28 protein-coding genes and 2 pseudogenes are annotated in these 21,230 nt (G+C 62.8%); 15 read left to right on the forward strand and 15 right to left on the reverse strand.

Annotation, left to right across the window (positions count from 1 at the left end; genetic code table 11):
* Window position 1: 1 nt before the first annotated feature.
* Window positions 2-304 carry a hypothetical protein gene (locus tag AC0V7N_RS16685; RefSeq protein ID WP_475459385.1) on the forward strand — a complete coding sequence of 101 codons (303 nt, stop codon included), beginning with the start codon at window positions 2-4 and terminating at the stop codon, window positions 302-304.
* 142 nt (window positions 305-446) lie between these two features.
* Window positions 447-1,397, forward strand: coding sequence for an IS481 family transposase (locus AC0V7N_RS16690; RefSeq protein ID WP_475460078.1), 951 nt, complete (start codon window positions 447-449; stop codon window positions 1,395-1,397).
* A gap of 171 nt (window positions 1,398-1,568) precedes the next feature.
* Here AC0V7N_RS16690 and AC0V7N_RS16695 read toward each other — a convergent pair whose 3' ends face one another.
* The 3 genes from AC0V7N_RS16695 to AC0V7N_RS16705 form a co-directional block, all read right to left on the reverse strand.
* Complete coding sequence (locus AC0V7N_RS16695) at window positions 1,569-2,519, reverse strand: IS481 family transposase (protein ID WP_475458680.1); 951 nt, start codon at window positions 2,517-2,519, stop codon at window positions 1,569-1,571.
* A 137-nt stretch (window positions 2,520-2,656) separates the two neighbouring features.
* On the reverse strand, window positions 2,657-2,836 hold the full coding sequence (locus AC0V7N_RS16700; RefSeq protein ID WP_475459389.1) for a hypothetical protein: 180 nt from the start codon (window positions 2,834-2,836) through the stop codon (window positions 2,657-2,659).
* Window positions 2,837-2,838: 2 nt separating this feature from the next.
* The gene (locus AC0V7N_RS16705; protein ID WP_475459391.1) at window positions 2,839-3,543 is read right to left on the reverse strand and encodes an XRE family transcriptional regulator; all 705 of its coding nucleotides are present in this window, start codon (window positions 3,541-3,543) and stop codon (window positions 2,839-2,841) included.
* Window positions 3,544-3,569: 26 nt separating this feature from the next.
* Between AC0V7N_RS16705 and AC0V7N_RS16710 the strand changes: the two genes are divergently transcribed.
* Entirely contained in the window at window positions 3,570-4,001 is a 432-nt protein-coding gene (locus AC0V7N_RS16710; RefSeq protein ID WP_475459394.1) for a hypothetical protein, read from the forward strand.
* A gap of 128 nt (window positions 4,002-4,129) precedes the next feature.
* The gene (locus tag AC0V7N_RS16715) at window positions 4,130-4,804 is read left to right on the forward strand and encodes a GcrA cell cycle regulator (RefSeq protein WP_475459396.1); all 675 of its coding nucleotides are present in this window, start codon (window positions 4,130-4,132) and stop codon (window positions 4,802-4,804) included.
* A 2-nt stretch (window positions 4,805-4,806) separates the two neighbouring features.
* On the opposite strand, the gene AC0V7N_RS16720 is transcribed toward AC0V7N_RS16715, so the two are convergent.
* The gene (locus AC0V7N_RS16720) at window positions 4,807-5,115 is read right to left on the reverse strand and encodes a DUF982 domain-containing protein (protein WP_475460356.1); all 309 of its coding nucleotides are present in this window, start codon (window positions 5,113-5,115) and stop codon (window positions 4,807-4,809) included.
* A gap of 99 nt (window positions 5,116-5,214) precedes the next feature.
* A complete protein-coding gene (locus AC0V7N_RS16725) occupies window positions 5,215-5,496 on the reverse strand; it encodes a DUF982 domain-containing protein (RefSeq protein ID WP_475459398.1) in 282 nt (93 codons plus the stop codon).
* Window positions 5,497-5,582: 86 nt separating this feature from the next.
* Here AC0V7N_RS16725 and AC0V7N_RS16730 point away from each other — a divergent pair, with 86 nt between their 5' ends.
* From AC0V7N_RS16730 to AC0V7N_RS16740, 3 genes are all read left to right on the forward strand, one after another.
* Entirely contained in the window at window positions 5,583-6,200 is a 618-nt protein-coding gene (locus tag AC0V7N_RS16730; RefSeq protein ID WP_475459401.1) for a YdaU family protein, read from the forward strand.
* A 13-nt stretch (window positions 6,201-6,213) separates the two neighbouring features.
* Window positions 6,214-6,426: a hypothetical protein gene (locus tag AC0V7N_RS16735; protein ID WP_475459403.1), complete on the forward strand. Its 213-nt coding sequence runs from the start codon at window positions 6,214-6,216 to the stop codon at window positions 6,424-6,426.
* Between the two features lie 301 nt (window positions 6,427-6,727).
* Window positions 6,728-7,321: a DUF6456 domain-containing protein gene (locus AC0V7N_RS16740; protein WP_475459406.1), complete on the forward strand. Its 594-nt coding sequence runs from the start codon at window positions 6,728-6,730 to the stop codon at window positions 7,319-7,321.
* 59 nt (window positions 7,322-7,380) lie between these two features.
* Here the strand turns inward: AC0V7N_RS16740 and AC0V7N_RS16745 are convergent, their stop codons facing one another.
* The 3 genes from AC0V7N_RS16745 to AC0V7N_RS16755 all read right to left on the reverse strand — a co-directional run bounded on the left by AC0V7N_RS16745 (window position 7,381) and on the right by AC0V7N_RS16755 (window position 11,572).
* Window positions 7,381-7,683, reverse strand: coding sequence for a hypothetical protein (locus tag AC0V7N_RS16745; protein WP_475459408.1), 303 nt, complete (start codon window positions 7,681-7,683; stop codon window positions 7,381-7,383).
* Between the two features lie 226 nt (window positions 7,684-7,909).
* Entirely contained in the window at window positions 7,910-9,508 is a 1,599-nt protein-coding gene (locus AC0V7N_RS16750) for a GmrSD restriction endonuclease domain-containing protein (RefSeq protein ID WP_496627967.1), read from the reverse strand.
* Between the two features lie 102 nt (window positions 9,509-9,610).
* A complete protein-coding gene (locus AC0V7N_RS16755; RefSeq protein ID WP_475459413.1) occupies window positions 9,611-11,572 on the reverse strand; it encodes an acyltransferase family protein in 1,962 nt (653 codons plus the stop codon).
* Between the two features lie 11 nt (window positions 11,573-11,583).
* Here AC0V7N_RS16755 and AC0V7N_RS16760 point away from each other — a divergent pair, with 11 nt between their 5' ends.
* From AC0V7N_RS16760 to AC0V7N_RS16770, 3 genes are all read left to right on the forward strand, one after another.
* Entirely contained in the window at window positions 11,584-11,919 is a 336-nt protein-coding gene (locus AC0V7N_RS16760; RefSeq protein ID WP_496627969.1) for a hypothetical protein, read from the forward strand.
* A gap of 88 nt (window positions 11,920-12,007) precedes the next feature.
* Window positions 12,008-12,106, forward strand: a complete 99-nt coding sequence (locus AC0V7N_RS16765) for a putative RiPP precursor (RefSeq protein WP_475459414.1) — start codon at window positions 12,008-12,010, stop codon at window positions 12,104-12,106.
* Between the two features lie 152 nt (window positions 12,107-12,258).
* On the forward strand, window positions 12,259-12,351 hold the full coding sequence (locus AC0V7N_RS16770) for a putative RiPP precursor (protein WP_475459416.1): 93 nt from the start codon (window positions 12,259-12,261) through the stop codon (window positions 12,349-12,351).
* A 39-nt stretch (window positions 12,352-12,390) separates the two neighbouring features.
* Here the strand turns inward: AC0V7N_RS16770 and AC0V7N_RS16775 are convergent, their stop codons facing one another.
* Window positions 12,391-12,888 carry a DUF2306 domain-containing protein gene (locus AC0V7N_RS16775; RefSeq protein WP_475459418.1) on the reverse strand — a complete coding sequence of 166 codons (498 nt, stop codon included), beginning with the start codon at window positions 12,886-12,888 and terminating at the stop codon, window positions 12,391-12,393.
* Window positions 12,889-13,102: 214 nt separating this feature from the next.
* Between AC0V7N_RS16775 and AC0V7N_RS16780 the strand changes: the two genes are divergently transcribed.
* Window positions 13,103-13,852 carry a hypothetical protein gene (locus tag AC0V7N_RS16780; protein ID WP_475459421.1) on the forward strand — a complete coding sequence of 250 codons (750 nt, stop codon included), beginning with the start codon at window positions 13,103-13,105 and terminating at the stop codon, window positions 13,850-13,852.
* An 8-nt stretch (window positions 13,853-13,860) separates the two neighbouring features.
* Window positions 13,861-14,571, forward strand: a complete 711-nt coding sequence (locus tag AC0V7N_RS16785; protein WP_475459423.1) for a hypothetical protein — start codon at window positions 13,861-13,863, stop codon at window positions 14,569-14,571.
* A 269-nt stretch (window positions 14,572-14,840) separates the two neighbouring features.
* On the opposite strand, the gene AC0V7N_RS16790 is transcribed toward AC0V7N_RS16785, so the two are convergent.
* Both AC0V7N_RS16790 and AC0V7N_RS16795 read right to left on the reverse strand, forming a co-directional pair.
* The gene (locus tag AC0V7N_RS16790; RefSeq protein ID WP_475459425.1) at window positions 14,841-15,029 is read right to left on the reverse strand and encodes an ABC transporter permease subunit; all 189 of its coding nucleotides are present in this window, start codon (window positions 15,027-15,029) and stop codon (window positions 14,841-14,843) included.
* A gap of 29 nt (window positions 15,030-15,058) precedes the next feature.
* A complete protein-coding gene (locus tag AC0V7N_RS16795) occupies window positions 15,059-15,646 on the reverse strand; it encodes a TetR/AcrR family transcriptional regulator (RefSeq protein ID WP_475459427.1) in 588 nt (195 codons plus the stop codon).
* A gap of 107 nt (window positions 15,647-15,753) precedes the next feature.
* Between AC0V7N_RS16795 and AC0V7N_RS16800 the strand changes: the two are divergent.
* Window positions 15,754-16,568: pseudogene (locus AC0V7N_RS16800) on the forward strand (oxidoreductase).
* A 32-nt stretch (window positions 16,569-16,600) separates the two neighbouring features.
* Window positions 16,601-17,602: an NADP-dependent oxidoreductase gene (locus AC0V7N_RS16805; protein WP_475460358.1), complete on the forward strand. Its 1,002-nt coding sequence runs from the start codon at window positions 16,601-16,603 to the stop codon at window positions 17,600-17,602.
* Between the two features lie 28 nt (window positions 17,603-17,630).
* Here AC0V7N_RS16805 and AC0V7N_RS16810 read toward each other — a convergent pair whose 3' ends face one another.
* The gene (locus AC0V7N_RS16810) at window positions 17,631-18,296 is read right to left on the reverse strand and encodes a GntR family transcriptional regulator (protein WP_475459433.1); all 666 of its coding nucleotides are present in this window, start codon (window positions 18,294-18,296) and stop codon (window positions 17,631-17,633) included.
* 64 nt (window positions 18,297-18,360) lie between these two features.
* The gene (locus AC0V7N_RS16815; RefSeq protein WP_475459435.1) at window positions 18,361-19,104 is read right to left on the reverse strand and encodes a helix-turn-helix domain-containing protein; all 744 of its coding nucleotides are present in this window, start codon (window positions 19,102-19,104) and stop codon (window positions 18,361-18,363) included.
* A 278-nt stretch (window positions 19,105-19,382) separates the two neighbouring features.
* Between AC0V7N_RS16815 and AC0V7N_RS16820 the strand changes: the two genes are divergently transcribed.
* On the forward strand, window positions 19,383-19,652 hold the full coding sequence (locus AC0V7N_RS16820) for a hypothetical protein (RefSeq protein WP_475459437.1): 270 nt from the start codon (window positions 19,383-19,385) through the stop codon (window positions 19,650-19,652).
* Window positions 19,653-19,779: 127 nt separating this feature from the next.
* Here the strand turns inward: AC0V7N_RS16820 and AC0V7N_RS16825 are convergent.
* Window positions 19,780-20,512, reverse strand: a pseudogene (locus AC0V7N_RS16825) (Crp/Fnr family transcriptional regulator).
* Between the two features lie 361 nt (window positions 20,513-20,873).
* On the reverse strand, window positions 20,874-21,068 hold the full coding sequence (locus tag AC0V7N_RS16830) for a hypothetical protein (RefSeq protein WP_475459439.1): 195 nt from the start codon (window positions 21,066-21,068) through the stop codon (window positions 20,874-20,876).
* Window positions 21,069-21,230 lie beyond the last annotated feature (162 nt).

The following is a 21,230-nucleotide window of genomic DNA, read 5'->3' on the forward strand; positions in this document are numbered from 1 at the left end:
GATGGTATTGCCGGGCAGGGAAGCAGTAATCGCGCAGGTCGCCTCGATCTCGGTCGAGTGCGCCGATTGCGGCCGCAACAGATGGTGGCGGCCCGATCAGCTGAAGCGGTTCGGCGTGAACGGCAACACGCCGCTGGCGGCATTGTCGGGGCGCATCGTCTGCTCGGCCTGCCGCGCCGATGGGCTGCCGGGCACGGCGGTGTCGATCCAGGCGGCGTTTGTCGATGAGCGCCAGCGCGTGCGCAGCGAGGCGCAGATGCTGAGCGAGCGGGAGGTGTTGGTGGAGGGGTCGAGGCGGGCTTGAGGGGGGTGATCGTCCGACAGCGCTGGCTGGCGTGAATTGTTCTGCTTCGCGGTGACCTTCGTCTAGGTCGCGGCATGGATCCTAGGTGTTTGATCCCTGGCTTTAATGGTGTGATATTTTCTTCCGAATGGAAGGAGGCACTATGGGACAGGTTCTACACGGCCGGGCCACGACGACAGAGGCAACCCGTCGAGCAATACAAAATAGTCAAGAGAGCCTGAAGAAGCTCGCCAAGCGCTATGGCATCGATCCGAAGACGGTCGCGAAGTGGCGGCACCGAACCTCGACCGCCGATCTGCCGACCGGTCCCAGAGAGCCGCGCTCGACAGTGCTGTCGCTCGAAGAGGAAGCCGCCATCGTCGCCTTTCGCAAACATACGTTGCTGCCGCTCGATGATTGTCTATATGCCCTTCAGCCGACGATCCCACACCTGACGCGCTCGTCATTGCATCGCTGCCTTCAGCGCCATGGCATTTCGCGGTTACCGCAGACGGGCGCCGACAAGCCGAGCAAGAAGAAGTTCAAGGCCTATCCGATCGGCTATTTCCATATCGATATCGCCGAGGTGCAGACCGCCGAGGGCAAGTTGCGTCTGTTCGTTGCCGTCGACCGGACGTCCAAGTTCGCCTATGCCCAGCTGCATGCGACCGCCGAAAAGATCACGATGGTCCAGTTCCTTCGGGATCTGATCGCAGCCGTGCCCTATGTCATCCATACCATTTTGACCGACAACGGCATCCAGTTCACCAATCGCAGTTGCGACCGCCATGCCCCCCAGCATGTCTTCGACGACGTTTGCGCCGATCATGGCATCGAGCACCGGCTTACCAAGATCAATCACCCCTGGACAAACGGCCAGGTCGAGCGGATGAACCGCACCATCAAGGAGGCCACCGTCACGCGCTTCCACTATGACGATCACGATCAACTGCGCCGGCACCTCGCCGACTTCCTAACAGCCTATAACTTCGCCCGCAGGCTCAAGACCCTCAAAGGGCTCACACCTTATGAGTTCATCTGCAAAATCTGGAAAAAAGAGCCCAAACGCTTCCGACTCGACCCAACCCATCAAACGCCAGGACTAAACACCTAGGGTCTGCGCCGCGTCGCTGCGCTCCTTGCTTCGCCCTAGGATGACGAAGCGAGAGAGGCTAGTGGCTAATCTCCGAAGTTGCGATTGCCGTCCGCCTCGGCGATTATCCATCGGCTACGATGACTTCGTCATCCTAGGGCGAAGCAGCCGCGCAGCGGCGTCGCGAAGACCCTAGGTGTTTAGTCCCGGCATTTGATGGGTTGGATCGAGCCGGAACCGTTTTGGCTCTTTTTCCCAGATTTTGCAGATGAACTCATAGGGCGTGAGGCCTTTGAGGGTCTTGAGCCTGCGCGCGAAGTTGTAGGCCGTGATGAAGTCGGCGAGGTGCCGACGCAGTTGATCGTGGTCGTCATAGTGGAAGCGCTTGACGGTCGCCTCCTTGATGGTTCGGTTCATCCGCTCGACCTGGCCATTGGTCCAAGGATGGTTGATCTTTGTGAGCCGGTGCTTGATGCCATGCTTGTCGCAAATGTCGTCGAAGACGTGCTGAGGGGCGTGCTGATCGCAGGTCCGATTGGTGAACTGGATGCCGTTGTCGGTTAGAATGGTGTGGATGGCATAGGGCACGGCCGCAATCAGATCCTGAAGGAACTGGACCATCAGCATCTTACCCGCTGTCTCGTGCAATTGCGCATAAGCGAACTTGGACGTTCGATCTATGGCAACGAAGAGACGTAGCTTGCCCTCGGCGGTCTGCACCTCGGCGATATCAATGTGGAAATAGCCGATCGGATAAGCCTCGAACTTCTTCTTGGCCGGCTTGTCGGCGTCCACCTCCGGCAGTCTCGAAATGCCGTGGCGTTGAAGGCAGCGATGCAATGACGAGCGCGTCAGGTGTGGGATCGTCGGCTGAAGGGCATATAGACAATCATCGAGCGGCAGCAACGTATGTTTGCGAAAGGCGACGATGGCGGCTTCCTCTTCGAGCGACAGCACTGTCGAGCGCGGCTCTCTGGGACCGGTCGGCAGATCGGCGGTCGAGGTTCGGTGCCGCCACTTCGCGACCGTCTTCGGATCGATGCCATAGCGCTTGGCGAGCTTCTTCAGGCTCTCTTGACTATTTTGTATTGCTCGACGGGTTGCCTCTGTCGTCGTGGCCCGGCCGTGTAGAACCTGTCCCATAGTGCCTCCTTCCATTCGGAAGAAAATATCACACCATTAAAGCCAGGGATCAAACACCTAGGATCCATGCCGTGGCGTCGGAACGTTGCTACGGTGCAGAACCATCCGGGGTGCGAAAAGCGACCCGTACCTCTGTGCTAGCGTGAACGCTTGCCTGTCAGTGCATCAATGTGATCGTGCAATCGTCGACGGACTTCCTCAAGAGTCGTCACATACTCAGAGCCGCCTTCCAAGGCTTGAATTGTCGGCGCAACAGCTTCCCGCAACCAGCGATCGATCGCAACTGCGTACGCAGCCTTGGTATCGGCGTTGTTCATCCTCAATACCCCAGCAATTCCTTCAGCGGTATAACCCGCCAGACATGCTTGATGGCGTAGCGGTTGAAGGTCAGCGTTTTCGGCGGATTGTACTGCTCGACCACCAGCTCGCCCGCCGTGCGCTTGACCAGTTTCTTGACGAAGGCCTTGCCGTTCTTTTCGTTTTCTTCCGGAAACGTCTCGATCACCACATGGTCGCCGGGCACCGCGTCGCGGCCGCCGCAATAGATGAGGTCGCCGGGTTCGTAGCGCGGCACCATGGAATCCGAGAGCACATGCAGCGCGAACACCTTTGGCAGGTTGCGCACGCCCGGCGGGCGCTGGACGTAGCCGGCGGGCTCGCCGTTGAAGGTGAAGTCGCCGTCATCGCCGCCGACCGCGGCGCCCAGCACCTCGATATCCATTGAGCCGGCGGGCAGGGGGCCGGCATCGGTGACGATCTCGGCGTCGGCCACCGGGCCGGCATCGTCGAGGAAGACGACCTGCCCTTGGCCCAGCGCGACCGGGTCGACGCGCAGGAAGGCGGCGGTCTTCAGCAGGTTCTCGGTCTTGGGCAGATTGCGGCCCGTTTCCCAATTGCCGACGGCGGCAACATCGGTGTCGTTGTGCTCGGCAATGTGGCGCATGACCAGGCCGCGTTGCTTGCGCGCCTGGCGGATCGCCGCCCCGACCTTGATCGACAGTTCCGTTTTGGCCATGGCGCCCATGTGAGCGATGAAAGTGGCTCTCGTCTATGAAAGAATGGCTTGCATATATTTTTGAGTTATGCTTATATCTGGCCATGCAGAACCTGTCCAGCTTTCATGGCGCCGAAGCGCCGGCCTCCCGTGAGGCCCATCCGGCGACCGAGGTTGCCACGCATTCCCTTCCGCCCCGGCCTTCCTCCTCCCCGGCCGGGGCGAAGCCCGAGCGCTTTGATGCCTCGGGTCCGGCCCGCCCGTCACCGGCGGCCGGAACGGCCGGAGCCGCCGCTCCCCGCGGCTCCGGCCCCCAATTCGATCGGCACGCTGCCGGTCCCTACGCGCGTTCCTGCATCCGCACGCAGGACGGCACCGTCATCCAGTTCGAGCCGATGACGGGCAGGGCGGTTTCCGCTCCCGACAGGAAGACGGCCGAGGCGCGGCTGGCGCGCTTCGGCGCCGGGCATTCGATCCGCTCCGGCTGATCCGGCCGCGAGCCGGCTTTCGCACCGAACACCCTGACCGTGGCCCGGACCGGGCCCGAACCCTGACGCCTGGCCGACGGCGCGCTCTCGCGTGCTGCCGAAGGCGGGCCCTTGAATGGAGCCTGGACATGGCAAGCTACAGCGACGCCGAATTGCAAGAGATCGCCCGCTGGCTGAAGGACGGGCTTTCGGCCTCGAGGATCGCCGTGGCGTTCAGCGCGCTGCGCGGCAGCCCGGTCTCGCGCAACGCCATCATCGGCATCGTCCACCGCAACGCCATGCTGGGTGCGATCGGCTTTGCCAATGGCCGGGGAATGCCGCCGGTCGCCAGGCAAGCCGCCGGGGAGCGGGCAATGCGCAAGCCTGCAGCCGCAAAGGGCAAGGCGAACGGCAAGGCGGCTGTGGAAAAGCGCGCCGGCGTCCATGCCGCCGAGGGCACGGTCCTGCGCAAGAACAAGGCCCGGCCCAGGCACGATTCTTCGCCGGCCTGGCTGCCGCCGCGCCTGTTCGTGCGCGAAGTGGGCGTGCTGATCGCCGATGGCGAGGCCTATCGTTTCAAGGTGCCGGCGCCGCCGCGCGGACCGATCGGCCGCCAGCCGCATGGGGTGGCGATGCGCTTCATCGACTGCCTGTTTTCCCGCTGCCGCGCGCCGCTGGACCTGACGCTGGAAGAGGATCCGGAAAACGACGCGCCAGGCGGCCGGCCCGGCGCCGACATGCTGTGCTGCGGCATGCGCACAAGGGCGCTGAAAAGCTACTGCAGCTACCACCAGGCGCGGTTTCAGAGGCGGGTCTGCGCGTGAGCCTATTTCGGCATCTGCCGGCCCTGCTTGGGCATGCGGCTCTGCACGGAACGTGCCTCCAGCCGCATCGGCGGGCCACTGGCTTCGACCAATATGCCGCTGACGCGGGCAAAGCCGGTGAACACTTTTATCGCGTCGGATTCCGATATCTGCGCCGCGATCGCGGCACTGCAGGCGTTGAGCGCGCTGCGGTAGACGTGGCCGCGCCGTTCGACCGGCCAGCGCTGCAGGAAATCGGCGGCATCGCTGACGCTGTCGATCTCCTCGACCTGCCCGTCCAGGCTCACTTTAAGCGGCACTCCGGTTTTCATCGTACCCACGGCGTTCACCTTCAATCTCGGCGCGGCTTTAAAGCCTACGCTCATAAACGCATGAGGCCGTCGCGCGGTTGCATCGCCGTCGCCACAGTATCACGGGTTGGCGGCGGCATCGAGCCAGTCATGCGCACGGCTTCTCGGCCTGGCCACCAATATGCTCTGCTGTCTGGCGGCCTTGCTGAAGGCCTCGAAGGCGGTGCGCGGGCAGCAAGTGCCCTCGATGGCGAGCCTGACCAGCCTTGCGGCATTGAGATAGCTGGGCGCGGTCTTGTCGGGCCATTGCTGGCGCAGCGCCGTCTCGGCATCGGCCACCGAACCGACCAGCATGGTCTTGTTGTCGCAAAAGCGCAGCGTAATCGGCATGAAAGCCGTCATCGGCAAACCTCCCCTTGGATTGGTCGCGGCATAACGTGCGGACCGGCGGCTGGTTCCATTAGCTGGCGTGTAAGCAGGGGCCCGGCATGAGCGAGCGGCCCTTCATGCAGCTCTACGTCTCCGATTTCGTCGGCGACACGTTGCAGCTCTCCACCGAGCAGATCGGCGCCTACATGCTGATCCTGATGGCGATGTGGAACGCCGGCGGCCGGCTGCCCGACGACGACGCCAAGCTGGCGCGGGTGGCGCGGCTGTCGCTCAAGAAGTGGCGCGCCATCAGCGCCGATCTGTTGACCTTCTTCGAGCGCGAGGCGGGCGAGATCGGCCACAAAAGGCTGACCAAAGAGCTGCACAAGGCGCAGGTCAAAAGCGAGGCGAGGGCCGCCGCCGGGGCACGCGGTGGCATGGCTACGGCCTTGAAAACAAAGGTCCATGTGGCGGCAAATGCCGGCGCTTCGCCGCGGCATTCTCCAGACTCCAGAAACCAGAAGGAAAAGGCTGGCGCCTTTTCCCCCGCGGGTAAAAACAAAACGGCTCCCGTCTTTTCGGGGAAAAAACCCGGCTGGCAGCGGCCGAAAACCCATGCCGACGCCGCCAACGCCATCATCGAGGACATCCGCAGCCATGACCGCAGCCGAACTGCAGCAGGCGACGAAGGCGCTGGCCGCGATGTTCTCATGCTTCCCGCAATCCGCCCTGACTGATGTCGAGATGCAGATGCGCGGCTATCTCGGTGCCGTGCGCGATGCCGAGCTTGCCGATCTGCAGGCCGCCATCCAGCGCTTCGTGCGCGGCGAGGTGAAAAGCGGCAACGCCCAGTTCTGCCCGTCGAGCGCGCAGCTCTGCATTGAGGTGCGGGAGCGGCGGGTGATGCGCGAACTGATGGCGCGGCGGGTGGCGCAAGCGCCCGTGAAGCAGGTGATGGGATGATCATCTCAGACAGGTCGGCGGGACAGCGCCCCCCGCTGGCCTGCCGGCTTTCGTCGCTCGGAAAGCCAAGCAATTGGCTTCCCGTCCGCTGCGCGGACCACTCCTCAACCCCCACACGGGGGGAGATTGGCAGTACGGCCCGCGCCGCCTTCTCCGCAACGCTGGCGATTGGCGAAGGCCGCGACGCATCCGATCTCCCCCCTCGTGGGGGAGATGCCCGGCAGGGCAGAGGGGGGCGCTGTCCCGCCGACCTCTCTACCAAAACACCACCACCCAATCCCAAGAACCCAAGGAGCCACCCATGCCCAAAAAATCCAAACCCGCCAAACCGCAGGCGCCGAAGCTCCCCAAGGGCGAGGCCGAGCAGGTGCGCATTCGCCGCGAGGTCGGTCATGATTTTGCGCTCAGCGACGACGCCTTCGGCCGCAAGCGGCTGGCTGCCGGAACGGCCGAGGCGCGGCGCGTCTACGAAGTGTCGAATGACGGCTACACCTCCACCGGCGGCATCGTGCGGGTGCGCACCATCGACCCGCTTGTCGGCATCACCTCGCTGTCGCGCCAGCAGCGCGAGGCCGGCCAGCGCTACCGCGAGGATTTCCAGTGCAGCCACCAGGCCAGCGTCAAACCGATGCGCTGGACCGAACGCGTCGACGGCGGCCGCCACGGCGGCGGCATCGCCGACAGCGTGCTCGACGCCGGCCGCGCCCATGCCGCCGCCACCAGGGCGCTGGGCCATTGGGAGGTCGCGGCGGTGGTGCAAAAAGTCTGCTGCGCGGGGGAGTCGGTCAAAGGCGTGGCGGAACAGGCCGGCGAGGGCAGGGATGTGGTGACGAAGCTGCTGAAGGTCGGGCTCGACCTGCTGGCGGTGCATTATGGGATGATGATGGGGCGGTGAGAGTACGGCGTAACGATCCGACCGGCGATGCCGGCCGGATCCGTGTCACCAGGGTCAGGTCATCCGCAGACGCGGACTTCCTCGACGATCCTGTGATGATGACGCCAGTGATTGATCACTTCGATGTGGCACCGGTGGTGCCGGTGGAAATAGCGCGGCCGGTAGCCGTCGTCATAGGCGTCGTAGGGGCTATAGACGTAGCGGCCGCCATAGTCCCCATAACCATCGTAATAGTCATTGCCGTAATAGTTGTTATAGCCGCCGCCGATACCGATAAAGACGTGGCTGCGGGCGGCGGCAGGGGCGATCATCGCCGCCGCCGAAGCAATGGCGATAACCGAGACGAGCAGGAGCTTCTTCATAGCTGCCTCCTTTTCAAGGTTGGTCTAATATAACCCCCGAGGCGCGGTCTCGTTCCATGGATTCGTGTGACAGCCAAGCGGACACAGGCGCGCAAGACGGCTGGGCCGCCATTTCCTGGCGCTCGCGCATTGGGATCAGAAGTGCGGGTATTCCGCCATACGGCGGATTACCTCGTCACGGCGTTAGCGGTTTCCTTTGGCGAGAAATCTTCCAAGGGTTGCTTGCTCAGATCAGGTTCTCTCTCTCGCTGTTGCAGCGCGGGTGGACTGGCCGTCCATTCGCACCTGCTGAGCTGCCACCCTTCGATTTTTCGTCCTCGTGATCCGTGACGATGGCGTTGCTATGCAGCAGACCGCCACACAATACGCATCTATGGGCGGTGGGCAGAGCTGATTCAATGAAGCCACCGGACTTCGCCCCCCGAGAGAAGCCCGCACCAGCCGTTCCCGTTCCCCGGCGCTCTTTATGCTCCGCGTCCTCGCTGGCAAGAAACGCAAAGTCCGATTCACCTATGATAGATGTCCATGCTTCACCGGGCGCGGTTCCCACACTCAAGATATACAGCATTCTGTCGTAGAGAAGCATCATTCGCCGTCGCGTTCGTCCGCCGCTGCCCAGCCGATGGGTTGCGGGCTTTCCGAGTACGGGATGGTCCATGATCATTTGTTCAAATTTATTGCGGACCTTCAAAAAGTTTACAATTTCGCCCTTCTGCTCCAGCTGGATCAACCATGAAAGGACGTTGAACAGCGCGGCCGACTGAAATCCACCAGCAGATGTGTAGAAATACAATGCGGGATGTAACCCTAGAGATTGAGGTGCCGTAGATAGCAGGAACTCAACCAAACGCTTTGCAGATTTGAGATAATCGATGGTTGCGCTCCCATCTGGATCTTCCGGGAGTTCGTTTTTCAGCCCTTTTTTCTTCGTTGAAGAATCCGGAATGAGTAGGCCATTGGCAAGAGAGATTAGGTCGAAACAGAACGGCAGAACGGATGCGCCGTAGCCGAATCCAGCCAACGGCACCTCTAGAGTTTTGATCGGCAGCTGTAGCGGGGGATTAAACAGAAGCTTGTTCACGGCGGCCCCCAACTCCTCTACCTGCTGCTTGTGAAGCTGATCGAATTTTTTCCAATACGCGTGTCCAGTCCCGGCCCGCGTAATAGCCCGCGATGCAATCGCAAGGGCTGAATTGCCGGCGCGCAGTATTCTGGTTTCGGTCGCATCAATTGGGGTGCCACCTTCGTTTATTCGAAAGAACGCACTCTTAGCCTGCTGGACTCCGGCATTTTTGATCCACTGAGTATCAATGGATTTGAAGCCAATTAAGGACGCGCGTTTTAGCAATTCCGGATCGTCTGCCTTCTGATACTGTGCGGCAAACTCATGGGCTTCGTACGAGCCGATCCTTTCTTTCACCATTTTCCGCGTCAGATCGTGCATAACGCGCTGATGTTCAGGAACCGCGTTCCCATAGTGTTTTGCGGAAATCGTGCCCGCGCCATAGTCATCATTGGCCCAAGCGGCAAGCGCGCTCAGCCTGTGGGCGCCATCAACGACGAAAACGCGCTGGCCGTTCTGCCAAAGAATGATGGCGGGGATGATATTGCCGTTGGCAAAAGTCTCGATCAGTCCAACAACCTGTTCCGGCGTCCAGTTGGGGGTTTCTCGCTGGAAGTCTGGCTTGCGCAACCAGCTATAGACAAGCCCCGGCTTGAGATCGCTAATCTTAAGGCCGGGGATGTCCCCTCCTGACTCAGCCGGGGCCGATAAATCCTCCCGCGGGATAAGAGCATCAAGGTTCACAACATTGCGGGTAGCCATTGCAGAATCCCCCATCGCCAATGGCGTCGATGTTAGGGAATGCTATATGTTCAATCAACGTGATAACTCCCCGTCAGCGGGGAGAATGGGAACTCAAGTCGCCTAAAACAGCGCCCTCTCAAGCGGCCCCTCCAGCGTCTCCGCAAAGGCCGTCGCCAGATGGTGCCTGTCACGAAACGCCAGTTTGCCTGATATGAAGACGTGGCATTCGGTGGCGCCGCAGAAGCGGTCGGTGAGGTCGACATAGAGCGTGTCGGGCACGCTTTTGACCACGGCGCGCTCGGCTGCTGCCGCACCGTCATTGGCGGCCTGCGCTCTCGGCGTGTCGCAGCGCGAGGGGGCTTCGCGCCACCAGAGCGCGCGGGCCACGCAGGAATCGGCGAAACTGTCGCCGATCGGGGTGTCGCGGATGACGGCGGTCTCGACGCCGGCCTGGCTGAAGGCCTGTAGCGTGGAGCGCAGGCCGGCCTGCCAGCGCGCGGTCTCGGCCTTGCGACCGGCGGCGGGCATGTCGCGCGTCAGGTTGCCGATCGAGAATTCCGAGATCACCACCAGGCGCGGCTTGCGGCGGATGATGTCCGCGATCGCCTGTTCGCGCCAGGCGTCGCATTCGGTGTAGTCGCGCTTCAGCACCGCGCTGAAGGTCGGCAGCCGCGAGGCGCGGCACGAGGATTTGAGATAGGTGACGACCTTGGTGTCGTTGCGTCTGGCCGCCTCGACCAGCGGCGTCGACCAGTGGTCGGCGTGCGAATCGCCGAACAGCACGATGGTGTGGGCGGCGTCGGCCGCGCCGAATGTGCAGGGTTTCGGCGTCACGGTGTGGAAGTCGAGCAGGCAGTTTTCGTCGGTGGCGCGCGCGGTGGAGGGCTGTTCGGCGGCCTGTTCGATGCCGCGCTGGGCCGGGTCGATATTGCGCGTGGCGAGATGCGCATTGGCATAGGTCACCGCCACGCCCACACCGGTCAGCGCCAGGGCCGGAGCCAACGCTCGAGCGCCCGCCGTCAGCCAGCCGCCGCGCCGTGCCGGATTCTCGATCAAACGATAGGTGAGGAATGCCAGCGCCAGTGCCAGTGCGCCGCAGCCGAGCCGCTGTGGGGCGCTGAGATCCGGCACCAGCATTTGCGCATAGACGATGATCGGCCAGTGCCAGAGATAGAGCGAATAGGAGAGCGCGCCGATCCATTGCAGCGGTGGCAGCGAGAGCGCCGCGGCGGGCGTGAGGCCCTGCCAGCCGGTCGGGCTCTCTGCGTCGTGCTCTTCGCCCGCCAGCAGCACCAGCACCGTGCCGGCAACCGGCAGCAGTGCATACCAGCCGGGGAAGGGCAAGTCTTCGCTCAAGCAGAGATAGGCGACGGCGATCAGCGCCAGGCCGAGCCAGCCAAGTGCGGCCCGCAACCATGCGCGGCGCAGCCATGTCGCCGGCGCCAGCGTCGCCAGGCCGCCGGCGGCGAACTCCCAGGCGCGCAGCGGCGAGAAGTAGAAGGCCCAGGCCGGCGAGAGGCTGGTGAGCCACAGGCAGGCGACGAAGGAGGCGAGGCCGGCGACACCGATCACGATCACGGCCATGCGCTTGCCCTGTTGCAGCCAGGCGGCCAACAGCAGCAGCGCCGGCCAGGCGAGGTAAAACTGCTCCTCCACCGACAGCGACCAGAAGTGGATGAACGGATTGCCTAGGGCATCGGCAGCGAAATAATCGAACGACCAGCGCAGCAGCCACAGATTGATGGCGTAGGCCGAGGCGAACATGGCGCCGCGCGAATAGAGCGCCTGCTCCTGCGGCGCCAGTATGAAATGGCCAGCGGCGAGAGTCGCCAGGATGACGAACAAAGCTGCCGGCAAAAGCCGCCGGGCGCGGCGGGCATAGAAGCGCCAGAGGTCGAGCCGGCCGGTCTCGGTGATCTCGCGCATCAGGTGCGTGGTGATCAGCCAGCCGGAGATGACGAAGAAGATGTCGACGCCGGCAAAGCCGCCGGGCAGTGCGGTGAGGCCGAAATGATAGGCAACGACGCCGCCGACAGCCAGCGCGCGCAATCCCTGTATGTCAGGCCGGAACGATGTCGCCACGAGGCCTCCTGGTGCAAACCCCCTCAAGCCCAACTCTTGCCACTGTCGGCCTGGCAGGCCGCTACCGCAATGCAACAAGTTTTTCGCAGTGCAACATGGCCAGAAAAAGGAAGCGGTCGGAAGCGACGAGGATGCCTCGACGCGCAATTGTGGGATGGGCCACGAAAGTCGACGGCAATCACGAAACCTTGTTTAGTCATGGCTTGACAAGCAAAGGCTTCCGTAGCGACCTGCGCGGGGCAAATTCTGGGCATCGGGGGCATTCCATGAAGAAGACTTACGAAAAGCCGATTCTCGAAAAGCGCGAAAAGCTGTCGAAAGTGGTCGCCAGCATTGCCTCAAGGTGAAGCGCTGAACCCGGCTTCGCACTTCCAAAGCATCGCAGTTGCAAAGTGCCTCGATGGCGGTGTGCGCCGTCAGGTGCTGTTGATTTGATTGGGGATATCCATGAAGAAGACCTACGAAAAGCCGGTTCTGGTGAAGCGCGAGAAGCTGTCCGGCGTCGTCGCCTTCGTGGCGTCCGGCCCGATCTGAGCGGGCGCGGAGCATTTTCGCCAGCCCGTTCGTGGTGACAGAGCAACACGGTGGCGTTTACGGTCGCCGTCACCGCGCTGATATCTCGGCCGCCGCTTGACGCCATCGGTCCATGGTGCAATCTCGGCCCATCACTTGGGCAAGGGGATATCATGAAGAAGACCTACGAAAAGCCGACGCTGCGCAAGCGCGAGCAGCTCTCCCGCGTCACCGCGATCGTCGTCGTGTCTGGGAAGGGCGCATAAGCCGGCCGGGAGTCGCCGCTCGTAAGTTGGCGGCGACACTCAACTCGCCGCCCGGGCACCGCGCGCGGCGTAGAGCCCCGCCGCTGCCGCTGCCACCACCAAGGCGGCAAACACCACCAACTTCTGTGGTGTCGCGCCCTGCGGGCCGAAGGCGACGAAGTACATGGTGCGGCCGGGGATGAAGGTCAAAAGCCCGGTAATGATCAGGCCGAAAATGTAGGTGCCCTGCATGATGCGGCGGTGCGCAGCAATGGTGCCGCCGCGCGCGGCGCGCACGCCGCGCCACAGCATCACCAGCACCAACAGCGACAGAAGGTGGATCGGGCTGAACGGTCCCCACAGCCGGATCGTCCAGATGAACAGGCCGGAGCCGGCAACCGTGGCCATCAGCGCCACCCAGACGCGGCCAAGCGCCCGGTGCAGCCGGTCGCCCTTTGCGCGCCACAGCTGCATGGCGCCAAGCAGCAGCGCGGCGATGGCGATCAGCGCATGGATCTGGATGACCGGCGAAGCATGGAGCAAAGGGCTGAGCGACATCGGGGTTCTCCGGGGCGGCCTTGGCCTGCCTTACGGATTATCGCCGACGCAACTGCATCGCGGCAAGACCGGATAAGCTGGCGCGCGCCTCAGGTCCAACTGGTGGTGGATCTTTTGTCAGCCGGCGATGCGCGGCCAGCCATGGTTGACGACTGCCGCCGGTCATCCTAGGCTCAACGTCTAACCTATGCGGGTGGGAAAGCCACCCTTTGCCATGACCCCCCAAAATATGCTGAAGACCCTGTTGTCGCCCGACTATGATGGCGGCGACGGCAGGCTTGCCAATGACTTCCTGTCCGAACTCGGCAAGACAGTGCCGCTGGAGAGCCTGCGCCTGCTGCTCACTTCCGGCAATGGACATACAAGGGCGACGGGCGCGTTTCTTGCCACCTTCAAGGGTCGCGAGATCAACGCGATGATCGGCGATCTCGCCGGTCTCCTCGACGATCCGGGAACGCGCACCCGTTTCGATGCCGCCGAGTCGATCTGGAACTGCAGCAAGCAAGGTGATGGCGAATTCCTCGGGCGTGCGCTTCTTCATCTCGATGACGAGCATGCCGGCCCGCGATGGGGTGCGATCCGGTCCGTCCAATGCCACGGCGGCTGGCAGTTGCAGCTTGCCCGCAAGCATGCGGCGCTGCTGAGACCCAAATCGTCCTTCTCGACCATCCTTGAAATCTATCCCGAATATGGATGCGTTACTCCCGATATCGTCAAATCTATGCTCGACCATGCCGATCCGGTGGTGCGGCGCTTCGGTCTCGGGCTGGCCAGCCAGGCGCGGCGTGTCGTTGTCGACCGTTTCGTCGAATGGGCGATGGAATCACCCGATGCCGAGATCAGCGGCATTGCCGGCGACTTGTTCGAGCACAACCTCCTGCCGTTCCAGGCGGTCTGGCAATCGTCGCTGCCGGTTTCAGCCACGCGGCAGGCTCTGGAAGGCGAGCCGCCCTTGCTGATATAGAGCGCCGCATGAAGGCAGGATTGAGCGCAAGGCGGTTCCGGGTCGAGGTGGTTGCAGCGCCGCGTTCGCCCGGCGTCTGGGGATCGGCGACCGTCAACATCTTCGATGGCAACAGCTGGATTGGGACGTATGAGCGCAATCACCCCCGCTGGGGCGAAGAAACCTTCGAGCCGTTCGAGATCGATGGCGCCTGGTATGCGCTCTACTCCAGCGACTACACCGCGACGCGGGTGATGAGCCTGCCGGATTGCCGGGACCTGGGCGGCGAGGAGCCGACACCCGATGGCTCTTGTCCGGTCGAGCTGTATGTGCCGCGCTACAGGAAGGCGACGTACACACAACGGGCAACGGGCGAGCTGAAAGAGAAATGGGTGTTCGAAACCCGGGCCGAGACGTTCAAGCTGCCGGAAGACGATAAGCTCAGTTATGGCTGGTCGATCGGCCCCTGGCTGTCGCTGACCACCGGCTTTGTCGCCGGCTGCATCTGGGGTGACGATTATACCTGGAAGGTCCAGCTGTTCGATCTGTCGGAAGCGGCCAGTGGCAAGATCGTCCGGACGGAACGGTTCGGCCACATCGAACTCGCCTCCGGTATGTCATTGGCCAATTCCCTCGATTTCGATCGCCACATGCCGGACTGGGAGTTGCGGGCGACCGTCATCCGGCGCGAGCGCCGCGACGTCGCCACCGGCAAACTTATCGATCCCTACGACGAATAGGCTGCCGCGCCTCGGATGACAGCGCCCGCCACCGACGCGGATCGCGACTAGACGCTGAGCCGGCCGGACGTCGCAGCATCCTGCGATTTCCGACTCTCCGATTGTTCCGCGCCGGCCGCCTCGAAAAAAGGCCCCACCGACAGGGCCGGCGGGGCATTGATCGGAGGTCTGCGATCGCCTTGGGAAGGCGATGCCAGCAGCAACGAGGACGCCGCGCGAAAAGTTTCACTGTTTTCTGCGGGGATTGCCGATGGCTGTTGAAGCAGGGCTCAACCGCTTGCTACCCGCCGGCCCTGGCCGCGCCGGGCAAGCAGGTTCGCCACCACCAGCAGCGCGATCGACAGCGCCATCATCAGCGTCGCGGCGGCGGTGATGGCGGGCGAGAGTTTTTCGCGCAGGCCGATGAGCATTTCGAGCGGCATGGTGCGCTGGCCGGCACTGGCCAGGAACTGCACCACCACCACCTCGTCGCTGTTCGTCAGCGGCTCTAGGACGCTTCGTCCTTCTGCCGCGGCCGGGTCAGCGCGCGCGCTGCATCGGCGCCCGCGGCGAGGATGCGGTCCGACAATTCCGTTCCCTCCACCGCACGGGCCAATTGAAGGGCGCCGATGAGCGCGGCGAAGACGCCCAACGCCACGCCTTCGGGATCACGGGTGTGCGGCGGCAGGTCCTTGGTCAATTGGCGCACCAGGGTCAGCAGTTTTTCGGTGTAGAGACCACGCGTCTCGGGCGGTTGACGCGCGATTTCCGGCAACAGCGCGGCGGAAGCACAGCCGGTCTCCGGATGATCCCGGTGCTCGGGCGACAGATACATCGCCATGGCCAGTTCCAGGCCGCCTGAGGCCAGTGCCTGCTGCAATTGCTGCGACTGGGTTTCCAGTGCCGATGCCATGCTCTCGCGCACGAGGTCGGCCTTGGACTGGAAGTGCGGATAGAAGGCGCCGTTCGTCATCCCGGCGTCGCTCATGATGCTGGCCAGTCCGGACGCGGCGATGCCGTCACCTCGGAAGCGGTGCGAAGCGACCTCCATGATCCGGCTGCGTGATGCGTCCTTCCGGCCCTTGTCATAGCGCATGATGGCTCCTTCTCGTTTTCCTATTGCATTATGAGTGTAATGTGATATTACGATCATAATTCAACTGCCGACCGCAGGCAAGACCTCTTACGTTTGGAGCCTTCACAATGAACCGGAATTCGGGAAAGACCGCTGTCGTGACCGGCGCCTCCTCGGGCATTGGCCGTGCCAGTGCCGAGATTTTGGCACGCGCCGGCTTCACTGTCTTCGGCACCAGCCGCAAGGCATCCAACCAGAGCTCGAACGGGATATCGATGCTGGTTTGCGACGTGACCGACGACGCGTCCGTCGCGTCCCTGGTCTCGACTGTCCTCGGCAAGACCGGCCGGATAGACCTGTTGGTCAACAATGCCGGTATCGGGCTGCTGGGCGGCGCGGAAGAGTCCTCGGTCTCGCAGTCGCAGGCCCTGTTCGACGTCAACCTGTTTGGCGTCATGCGGATGATCCACGCGGTGCTGCCGTCGATGCGGCGGCTGGGCGAGGGGCGCATCGTCAATATCGGCTCGATCCTGGGGGTGGTCCCGGCGCCGTACTCGGCCCATTATCGGCCGTCAAGCACGCGCTTGAAGGTTATTCGGAATCGCTTGACCATGAGGTTCGCGCCTTCAACATCCGCGTTTCGGTCATCGAACCGGCATTCGTGCGCACCGTGTTCGACCAGAACGGATTCGAGCCCGATTCCGTCATGAAGGAATATGATGAGGCGCGGGCCGGTTTCGAGGCACTGCTTCGCGACGTGATGCCCAAGGCCGATCTGCCTGATGTGGTGGCGAAGGTGGTTCTTAAGGCCGCGACCGACAGGCATCCGCTGCGGCGCTACACCGCCGGCAAGGCAGCGCGGCAGGTAAGCATGCTGCGCCGGTTCGCGCCGGCAGCGATGTTCGACAAGATCTTGCGCAAGCAATTTCGCCTGCCTGTCTGAACGAAGCCGCGGATATTTAGAAAGCGACCATGATGAAAGCCTTTGTTGTCGACAAGTATCAAAAGAAGGGCGCCCTGCGGCTCGCCGAGATGCCGGAGCCCGAGTTGCGGGACAATGATGTCCTGGTCGAAATTCACGCCGCCGGGGTGAACCTTCTGGATTCAAAACTTCGGGATGGGGAGTTCAAGCCGATATTGCCCTATCGCCCGCCGTTCATCCTGGGCCATGACGTGGCGGGGATCGTCGTGCGGGCCGGATCGAAGGTCCGCAAATTCAAGCCAGGTGACGAAGTCTATGCGCGGTCGCGCGACGGGCGGATCGGCACGTTCGCCCAATCTATCGCCATGGATGAAGCCGATGTGGCGCTGAAGCCGAAAAACCTCAGCATGGAAGAAGCCGCCTCGATTCCGCTGGTGGGCCTGACCGCCTGGCAGGTGCTGGTCGAGACAGCCGGGCTGAAGACAGGTCAGAAGGTGTTTATCCAGGCCGGCTCGGGCGGAGTGGGGACCTTCGCCATCCAGCTGGCGAAGCATCTCGGCGCGACCGTCGCGACAACGGCGAGCGCGGCGAATGCCGATCTGGTGAAAGGTCTCGGAGCCGATATCGTCATCGACTACAAGAAAGACGATTTCGAGAAAATCCTGCAAGGCTACGACGTCGTCCTGAACAGCCAGGACGCCAAAACGCTCGAAAAATCCCTGCATGTGCTGAAGCCGGGCGGGAAACTCATCTCCATCTCCGGTCCGCCGGATCCCGCATTTGCCAGCAAGCAGGGGCTGAACATGGTGCTGAAGCTGGTCCTGCGCCTGCTGAGCCGCGGCATACGCGGCAAGGCCAGACGCGCCGGTGTCGGATATTCTTTCCTGTTCATGTGGGCGCAGGGCGATCAGCTGGGCAAGATCACCTCGCTCATCGAATCCGGCTTCATACGCCCCGTCATGGACCGGACGTTTCCGTTCGAGAAGACCAACGAGGCATTGGCCTATGTCGAAGCGGGGCGTGCCAAGGGCAAGGTTGTCGTCAAGGTCAGGTAGGGAGAGTGTTCGGCGGAAGACCGTTGCTTTAGCCCGCCGCCACCGTCTCGATCTCCCGGAGATAAAACACCTTGCTCGGCTGCAAATGGTCGACGCAGAGCTGCGCCAGCACCCAGTTGTCCCGGCGTTTCAGCGCCTCGATCATCATTGCGTGGTGTTGGCGCGAGACGTCGAGCTTTTCCCGGTCGGCCAGTGAATTGGCCCGCACCGGCAGGCTGAGGCGCATGTAGTGTTCGATCGAGGAGACGAGATAGGCGTTGCCGCAGGCCGAGAACATTGTGAGATGGAAACGGTCATTGGCTTCGTGGATGCCTCTGAGATAGCCATTGTCGACATGGCCGCTGTAGGTGCGGTGGATGTCAGTCAATTGCGCGATCAGTTCGTCGCTGACCGGCAGGGGGATCATCAGCGCCGCCTGGCGCTGCAGCATTTCGCGCACTTCGTAGATCTGGCGCACCTCGTCGGGCGAGAGCCGGCGCACCATGGCGCCCTTGTTGCGCTCACGCGTGACGATGCCGAGTTTTTCCAGCTGGTAGAGCGCCTGGCGGATGATGTGGCGCGAAACCGGGAAGCGGGCGAGCAGCACATCCTCGACCAGGCGCGTGCCGGGCGCCAGCCGGCCGAAGATGATGTCCTCCTCGAGCGCGTGCACCGTGTCGGCTTCCTTGCCGCCATAGTCGAAGCTGTTGAGCATCGCGAATTCCTGTTAGCCCGGGCCAACGTCTGTTGGCCCGGGCCAACGTCTGTTGGTCCGCACTCTAGCCTTCACGCACAAGGCTGGCCACAAGCTGGTCGAGGCGCGGGTCGTCGAGGCTGACGATGCCGGACATCTGCAGCGCCTGCCTCAGGCTGATCTTGCCGACCTCCTGGCGCATGATGACCTTTACGCAGACCGGCCTCGTTCCGGTCAGGACGAAGGCGCTGCCGACCAGGACCGGCTCCGAGAACGGCGCCCACTGCACGGCAACGATGGACGGCTCGCCGGTCTGGCGGCGGTTGATGCCGGCGAAATAGATCCAGTTCAGCTGCGAGATCGCCACGCCATAGTGCCAGCCCGGCGCCCGCGCTCCGCCCCGGCGGAGGCCTTCGGCCCAGTGGGTCACGCGCCTGAAGGTCACCTGCTCGGCCCCGCGCCGCACGAAGGTGACCGACCGCATCAGAAGGTCGGGACGATCCGGAACAGCGAAGTAGGTGAAATAGGTGCCGCCGGCGATTGCGGGAGCGGGGCCGCGCACCATGTTCTCGTAAAGCGTCTGGTGGAGCGGCGACAGCAACGGGTGTTCGGGCGCGACGGGCTCCGGCGCGCGGTACAATTCATCCTCGTCGATGCGGAAGTAGGCGCAGATCAGCTTCGCCGTCGCGCGGTTGGGCACGCTCTTGCCTTGCAGATAGCGCTCGAACTGCGTGCGGTTCATGTTCAATCCGCGGCATACGGCGCTCACCGACGCATGGCCGGAGACCAGCCGTCGCAGATTCGCGGCAAGATTCTTGCGGATTGGCACGGCACGCCCCTCGACAGCCGTTCGGACCGTTGTTCAGCAATTGCTTATATTCAGCAATCTCGCACATAGCGACGATTCGGCGAATGGGACCTTTGGCCAATGCGCACGGGATTCTTGGTCAATCCCGATCGGATACTGTCGCCAGTGCAGCCGGCCGGTTCCGAGGCGTGGAACTGTACGTTTCTTACATATTGCCTATGCAAGTCATGCGAATGGGCGTAATTTAGCACGAAGAGCGACCTGGATCGGCCTCTCGACATCGAATGATGGAGAGTGCTTTGGACCATGCAGAGCTGATCGATCTTCTCGACTATACTCACGCTCAATTGAACAAGATCCGCCAGGCGGTCGCGGCAAGCGATCACGCCGGCGCCATGTTTGCCATCGATTGCCTGATCGGCGCGGCGGCCGAGCAGACGAAGTGCAAGCTCGCCGGCCTGGAGCATGCCGGCATGCCAGTTGGCAGGGAGGTTGGCGGAAGCGGCGCTGTTGCCGACTTCCAGGCAAGGGCGCCAAGCCGGACGCGGGCAAGGCAGCGACGCGCCTGAGGCGCCCGCCTTGAGCCTTTTCGCCAGACTTCGCACCGGCAGGAGACGATCTCACAGATCAGCCCGACATGATCGTTCCGATCAGCCTGGCATGATCTGACCGATCAGCCTGGCATGATCTGACCGATCAGCCTGGCATGATCTGACCGATCAGCCTGGCATATTCCGCTTCGGGTTCGCCGTAACCGCCATTGGCGAGTTCCAGCAGCCCGGCGCGGTCGCGAATGACGATCTCGCCGCGGCGCGAGCGGATCAGCGCGCGGCCTTCCAGCAATTGCAGCGCGACTGTGACGCCGGGCCGCCGCACGCCAAGCATGATGGACAGGAATTCGTGGGTGATGGCCAGGCGCTCACCGGGCACCCGGTCGTCGCACATCAGCAGCCAGCGCGCCAGCCGCTCCTCGAGTTTCAGCCTTGCATTGACCAGCGCCGTACAGCCGGCCTGGGTGTGCAGGGCGTTGACGAAAACGCAGCAGGAACAGGCGCAAGGTCGGGCTGGCCGCAAGGGCTGCGTTGAAAGGCGCGGCATCGATGCGGATGGCCTCGCCTTCAAGCTGTACGAAGCATGCATGCGCCGAACGGTCGTCGCCCATCACCAGGGCGCTTCCGGTCATGCCCTCGACGCCGATGAAGCCGACCTCCGCCTCGTGGCCGCTCACCGTCCTGGCGACAACCGAGCCAATGCCCTGTTCGGGAAAATAGACCGCCTCGATCGGGACATGGGGCGTGACAAGCATCATGCGCAGCGGCAACTCGCAACGCTGCATATGCGGCTCCAGCAGGGCGAGGTCATCCGCGCTCATGTGCAGCAGCAGCAGGTTTCGGTATTGATGGTTTCGGTCGAGATCGAATCTAGTCATGGCGCGGCCCAATGCAGGGCAAGAGCCATCCGATCTCCCAGCCGTCCGCGCCCGTATCAACGTGCCGACGATTGCCTAGATATAGGGGCTTTGAACGGAAGAACCTAGGAATACGGTCTGGAATTCGATGCACGGCGTCCCCCACTGCCGCTCGCATACGAAAAGATCGACGTCAAAGTTAGTGTCGGAAACGTACCAATTCACCATTGGTACAAAACCGACATTTTTGCGCGAAGGCTTGCTTTGGAAGATGGCGGTGGAAATCCGCCGGCTAAACGATCCGACGGTGGTGCGCGTCGCTCGGTTTGGTCCCGGGGATTTTCCGAAAGCGTGCCTGAGAAGCCGCGCCACGGCTTGCGGTCTATGGCCTGGACAAACCAGCGGCCCGTTCCAGGATCGCGATCCGCTTGTCCGCTTCCGCCTGTGCGACCTGCATGAGCGTATCGATCTCGATCATCGCCTCGACATGACGCGCATCGATGACCGCCTTGCGTGCAAGGCTCAACAGCCCCCTGACGACGCGCAGGGTCTCGACAACGCTTGGTTGATCCGGCACCGGTAGCCCCTTCCTCAGGCTACAACCATGAAGCGATGGCAACGTTCCCCACTGCGAATTGACTCGCTATCTCTGTACGAAAGCGTACACTCCACAGGTCGTCCGCCTTGCACGGCATACGGACGCTTGGTAGCCAACTCAGGTGCTCCCGCCACGATGCGG

The sequence above is a fragment of the Mesorhizobium kamtschaticum genome, from assembly GCF_056174585.1.

What these genes read in the sequence shown, in the direction of transcription:
- AC0V7N_RS16685 (WP_475459385.1), top strand. Translation starts at nt 2, where the DNA reads ATGGTATTGCCGGGCAGGGAAGCAGTAATCGCGCAGGTCGCCTCGATC.
- AC0V7N_RS16690 (WP_475460078.1), top strand. Translation starts at nt 447, where the DNA reads ATGGGACAGGTTCTACACGGCCGGGCCACGACGACAGAGGCAACCCGT.
- AC0V7N_RS16695 (WP_475458680.1), bottom strand. Translation starts at nt 2,519, where the DNA reads ATGGGACAGGTTCTACACGGCCGGGCCACGACGACAGAGGCAACCCGT.
- AC0V7N_RS16700 (WP_475459389.1), bottom strand. Translation starts at nt 2,836, where the DNA reads ATGAACAACGCCGATACCAAGGCTGCGTACGCAGTTGCGATCGATCGC.
- AC0V7N_RS16705 (WP_475459391.1), bottom strand. Translation starts at nt 3,543, where the DNA reads ATGGGCGCCATGGCCAAAACGGAACTGTCGATCAAGGTCGGGGCGGCG.
- AC0V7N_RS16710 (WP_475459394.1), top strand. Translation starts at nt 3,570, where the DNA reads ATGAAAGAATGGCTTGCATATATTTTTGAGTTATGCTTATATCTGGCC.
- AC0V7N_RS16715 (WP_475459396.1), top strand. Translation starts at nt 4,130, where the DNA reads ATGGCAAGCTACAGCGACGCCGAATTGCAAGAGATCGCCCGCTGGCTG.
- AC0V7N_RS16720 (WP_475460356.1), bottom strand. Translation starts at nt 5,115, where the DNA reads ATGAAAACCGGAGTGCCGCTTAAAGTGAGCCTGGACGGGCAGGTCGAG.
- AC0V7N_RS16725 (WP_475459398.1), bottom strand. Translation starts at nt 5,496, where the DNA reads ATGACGGCTTTCATGCCGATTACGCTGCGCTTTTGCGACAACAAGACC.
- AC0V7N_RS16730 (WP_475459401.1), top strand. Translation starts at nt 5,583, where the DNA reads ATGAGCGAGCGGCCCTTCATGCAGCTCTACGTCTCCGATTTCGTCGGC.
- AC0V7N_RS16735 (WP_475459403.1), top strand. Translation starts at nt 6,214, where the DNA reads ATGCGCGGCTATCTCGGTGCCGTGCGCGATGCCGAGCTTGCCGATCTG.
- AC0V7N_RS16740 (WP_475459406.1), top strand. Translation starts at nt 6,728, where the DNA reads ATGCCCAAAAAATCCAAACCCGCCAAACCGCAGGCGCCGAAGCTCCCC.
- AC0V7N_RS16745 (WP_475459408.1), bottom strand. Translation starts at nt 7,683, where the DNA reads ATGAAGAAGCTCCTGCTCGTCTCGGTTATCGCCATTGCTTCGGCGGCG.
- AC0V7N_RS16750 (WP_496627967.1), bottom strand. Translation starts at nt 9,508, where the DNA reads ATGGCTACCCGCAATGTTGTGAACCTTGATGCTCTTATCCCGCGGGAG.
- AC0V7N_RS16770 (WP_475459416.1), top strand. Translation starts at nt 12,259, where the DNA reads ATGAAGAAGACCTACGAAAAGCCGACGCTGCGCAAGCGCGAGCAGCTC.
- AC0V7N_RS16775 (WP_475459418.1), bottom strand. Translation starts at nt 12,888, where the DNA reads ATGTCGCTCAGCCCTTTGCTCCATGCTTCGCCGGTCATCCAGATCCAT.
- AC0V7N_RS16780 (WP_475459421.1), top strand. Translation starts at nt 13,103, where the DNA reads ATGACCCCCCAAAATATGCTGAAGACCCTGTTGTCGCCCGACTATGAT.
- AC0V7N_RS16785 (WP_475459423.1), top strand. Translation starts at nt 13,861, where the DNA reads ATGAAGGCAGGATTGAGCGCAAGGCGGTTCCGGGTCGAGGTGGTTGCA.
- AC0V7N_RS16795 (WP_475459427.1), bottom strand. Translation starts at nt 15,646, where the DNA reads ATGCGCTATGACAAGGGCCGGAAGGACGCATCACGCAGCCGGATCATG.
- AC0V7N_RS16805 (WP_475460358.1), top strand. Translation starts at nt 16,601, where the DNA reads ATGAAAGCCTTTGTTGTCGACAAGTATCAAAAGAAGGGCGCCCTGCGG.
- AC0V7N_RS16810 (WP_475459433.1), bottom strand. Translation starts at nt 18,296, where the DNA reads ATGCTCAACAGCTTCGACTATGGCGGCAAGGAAGCCGACACGGTGCAC.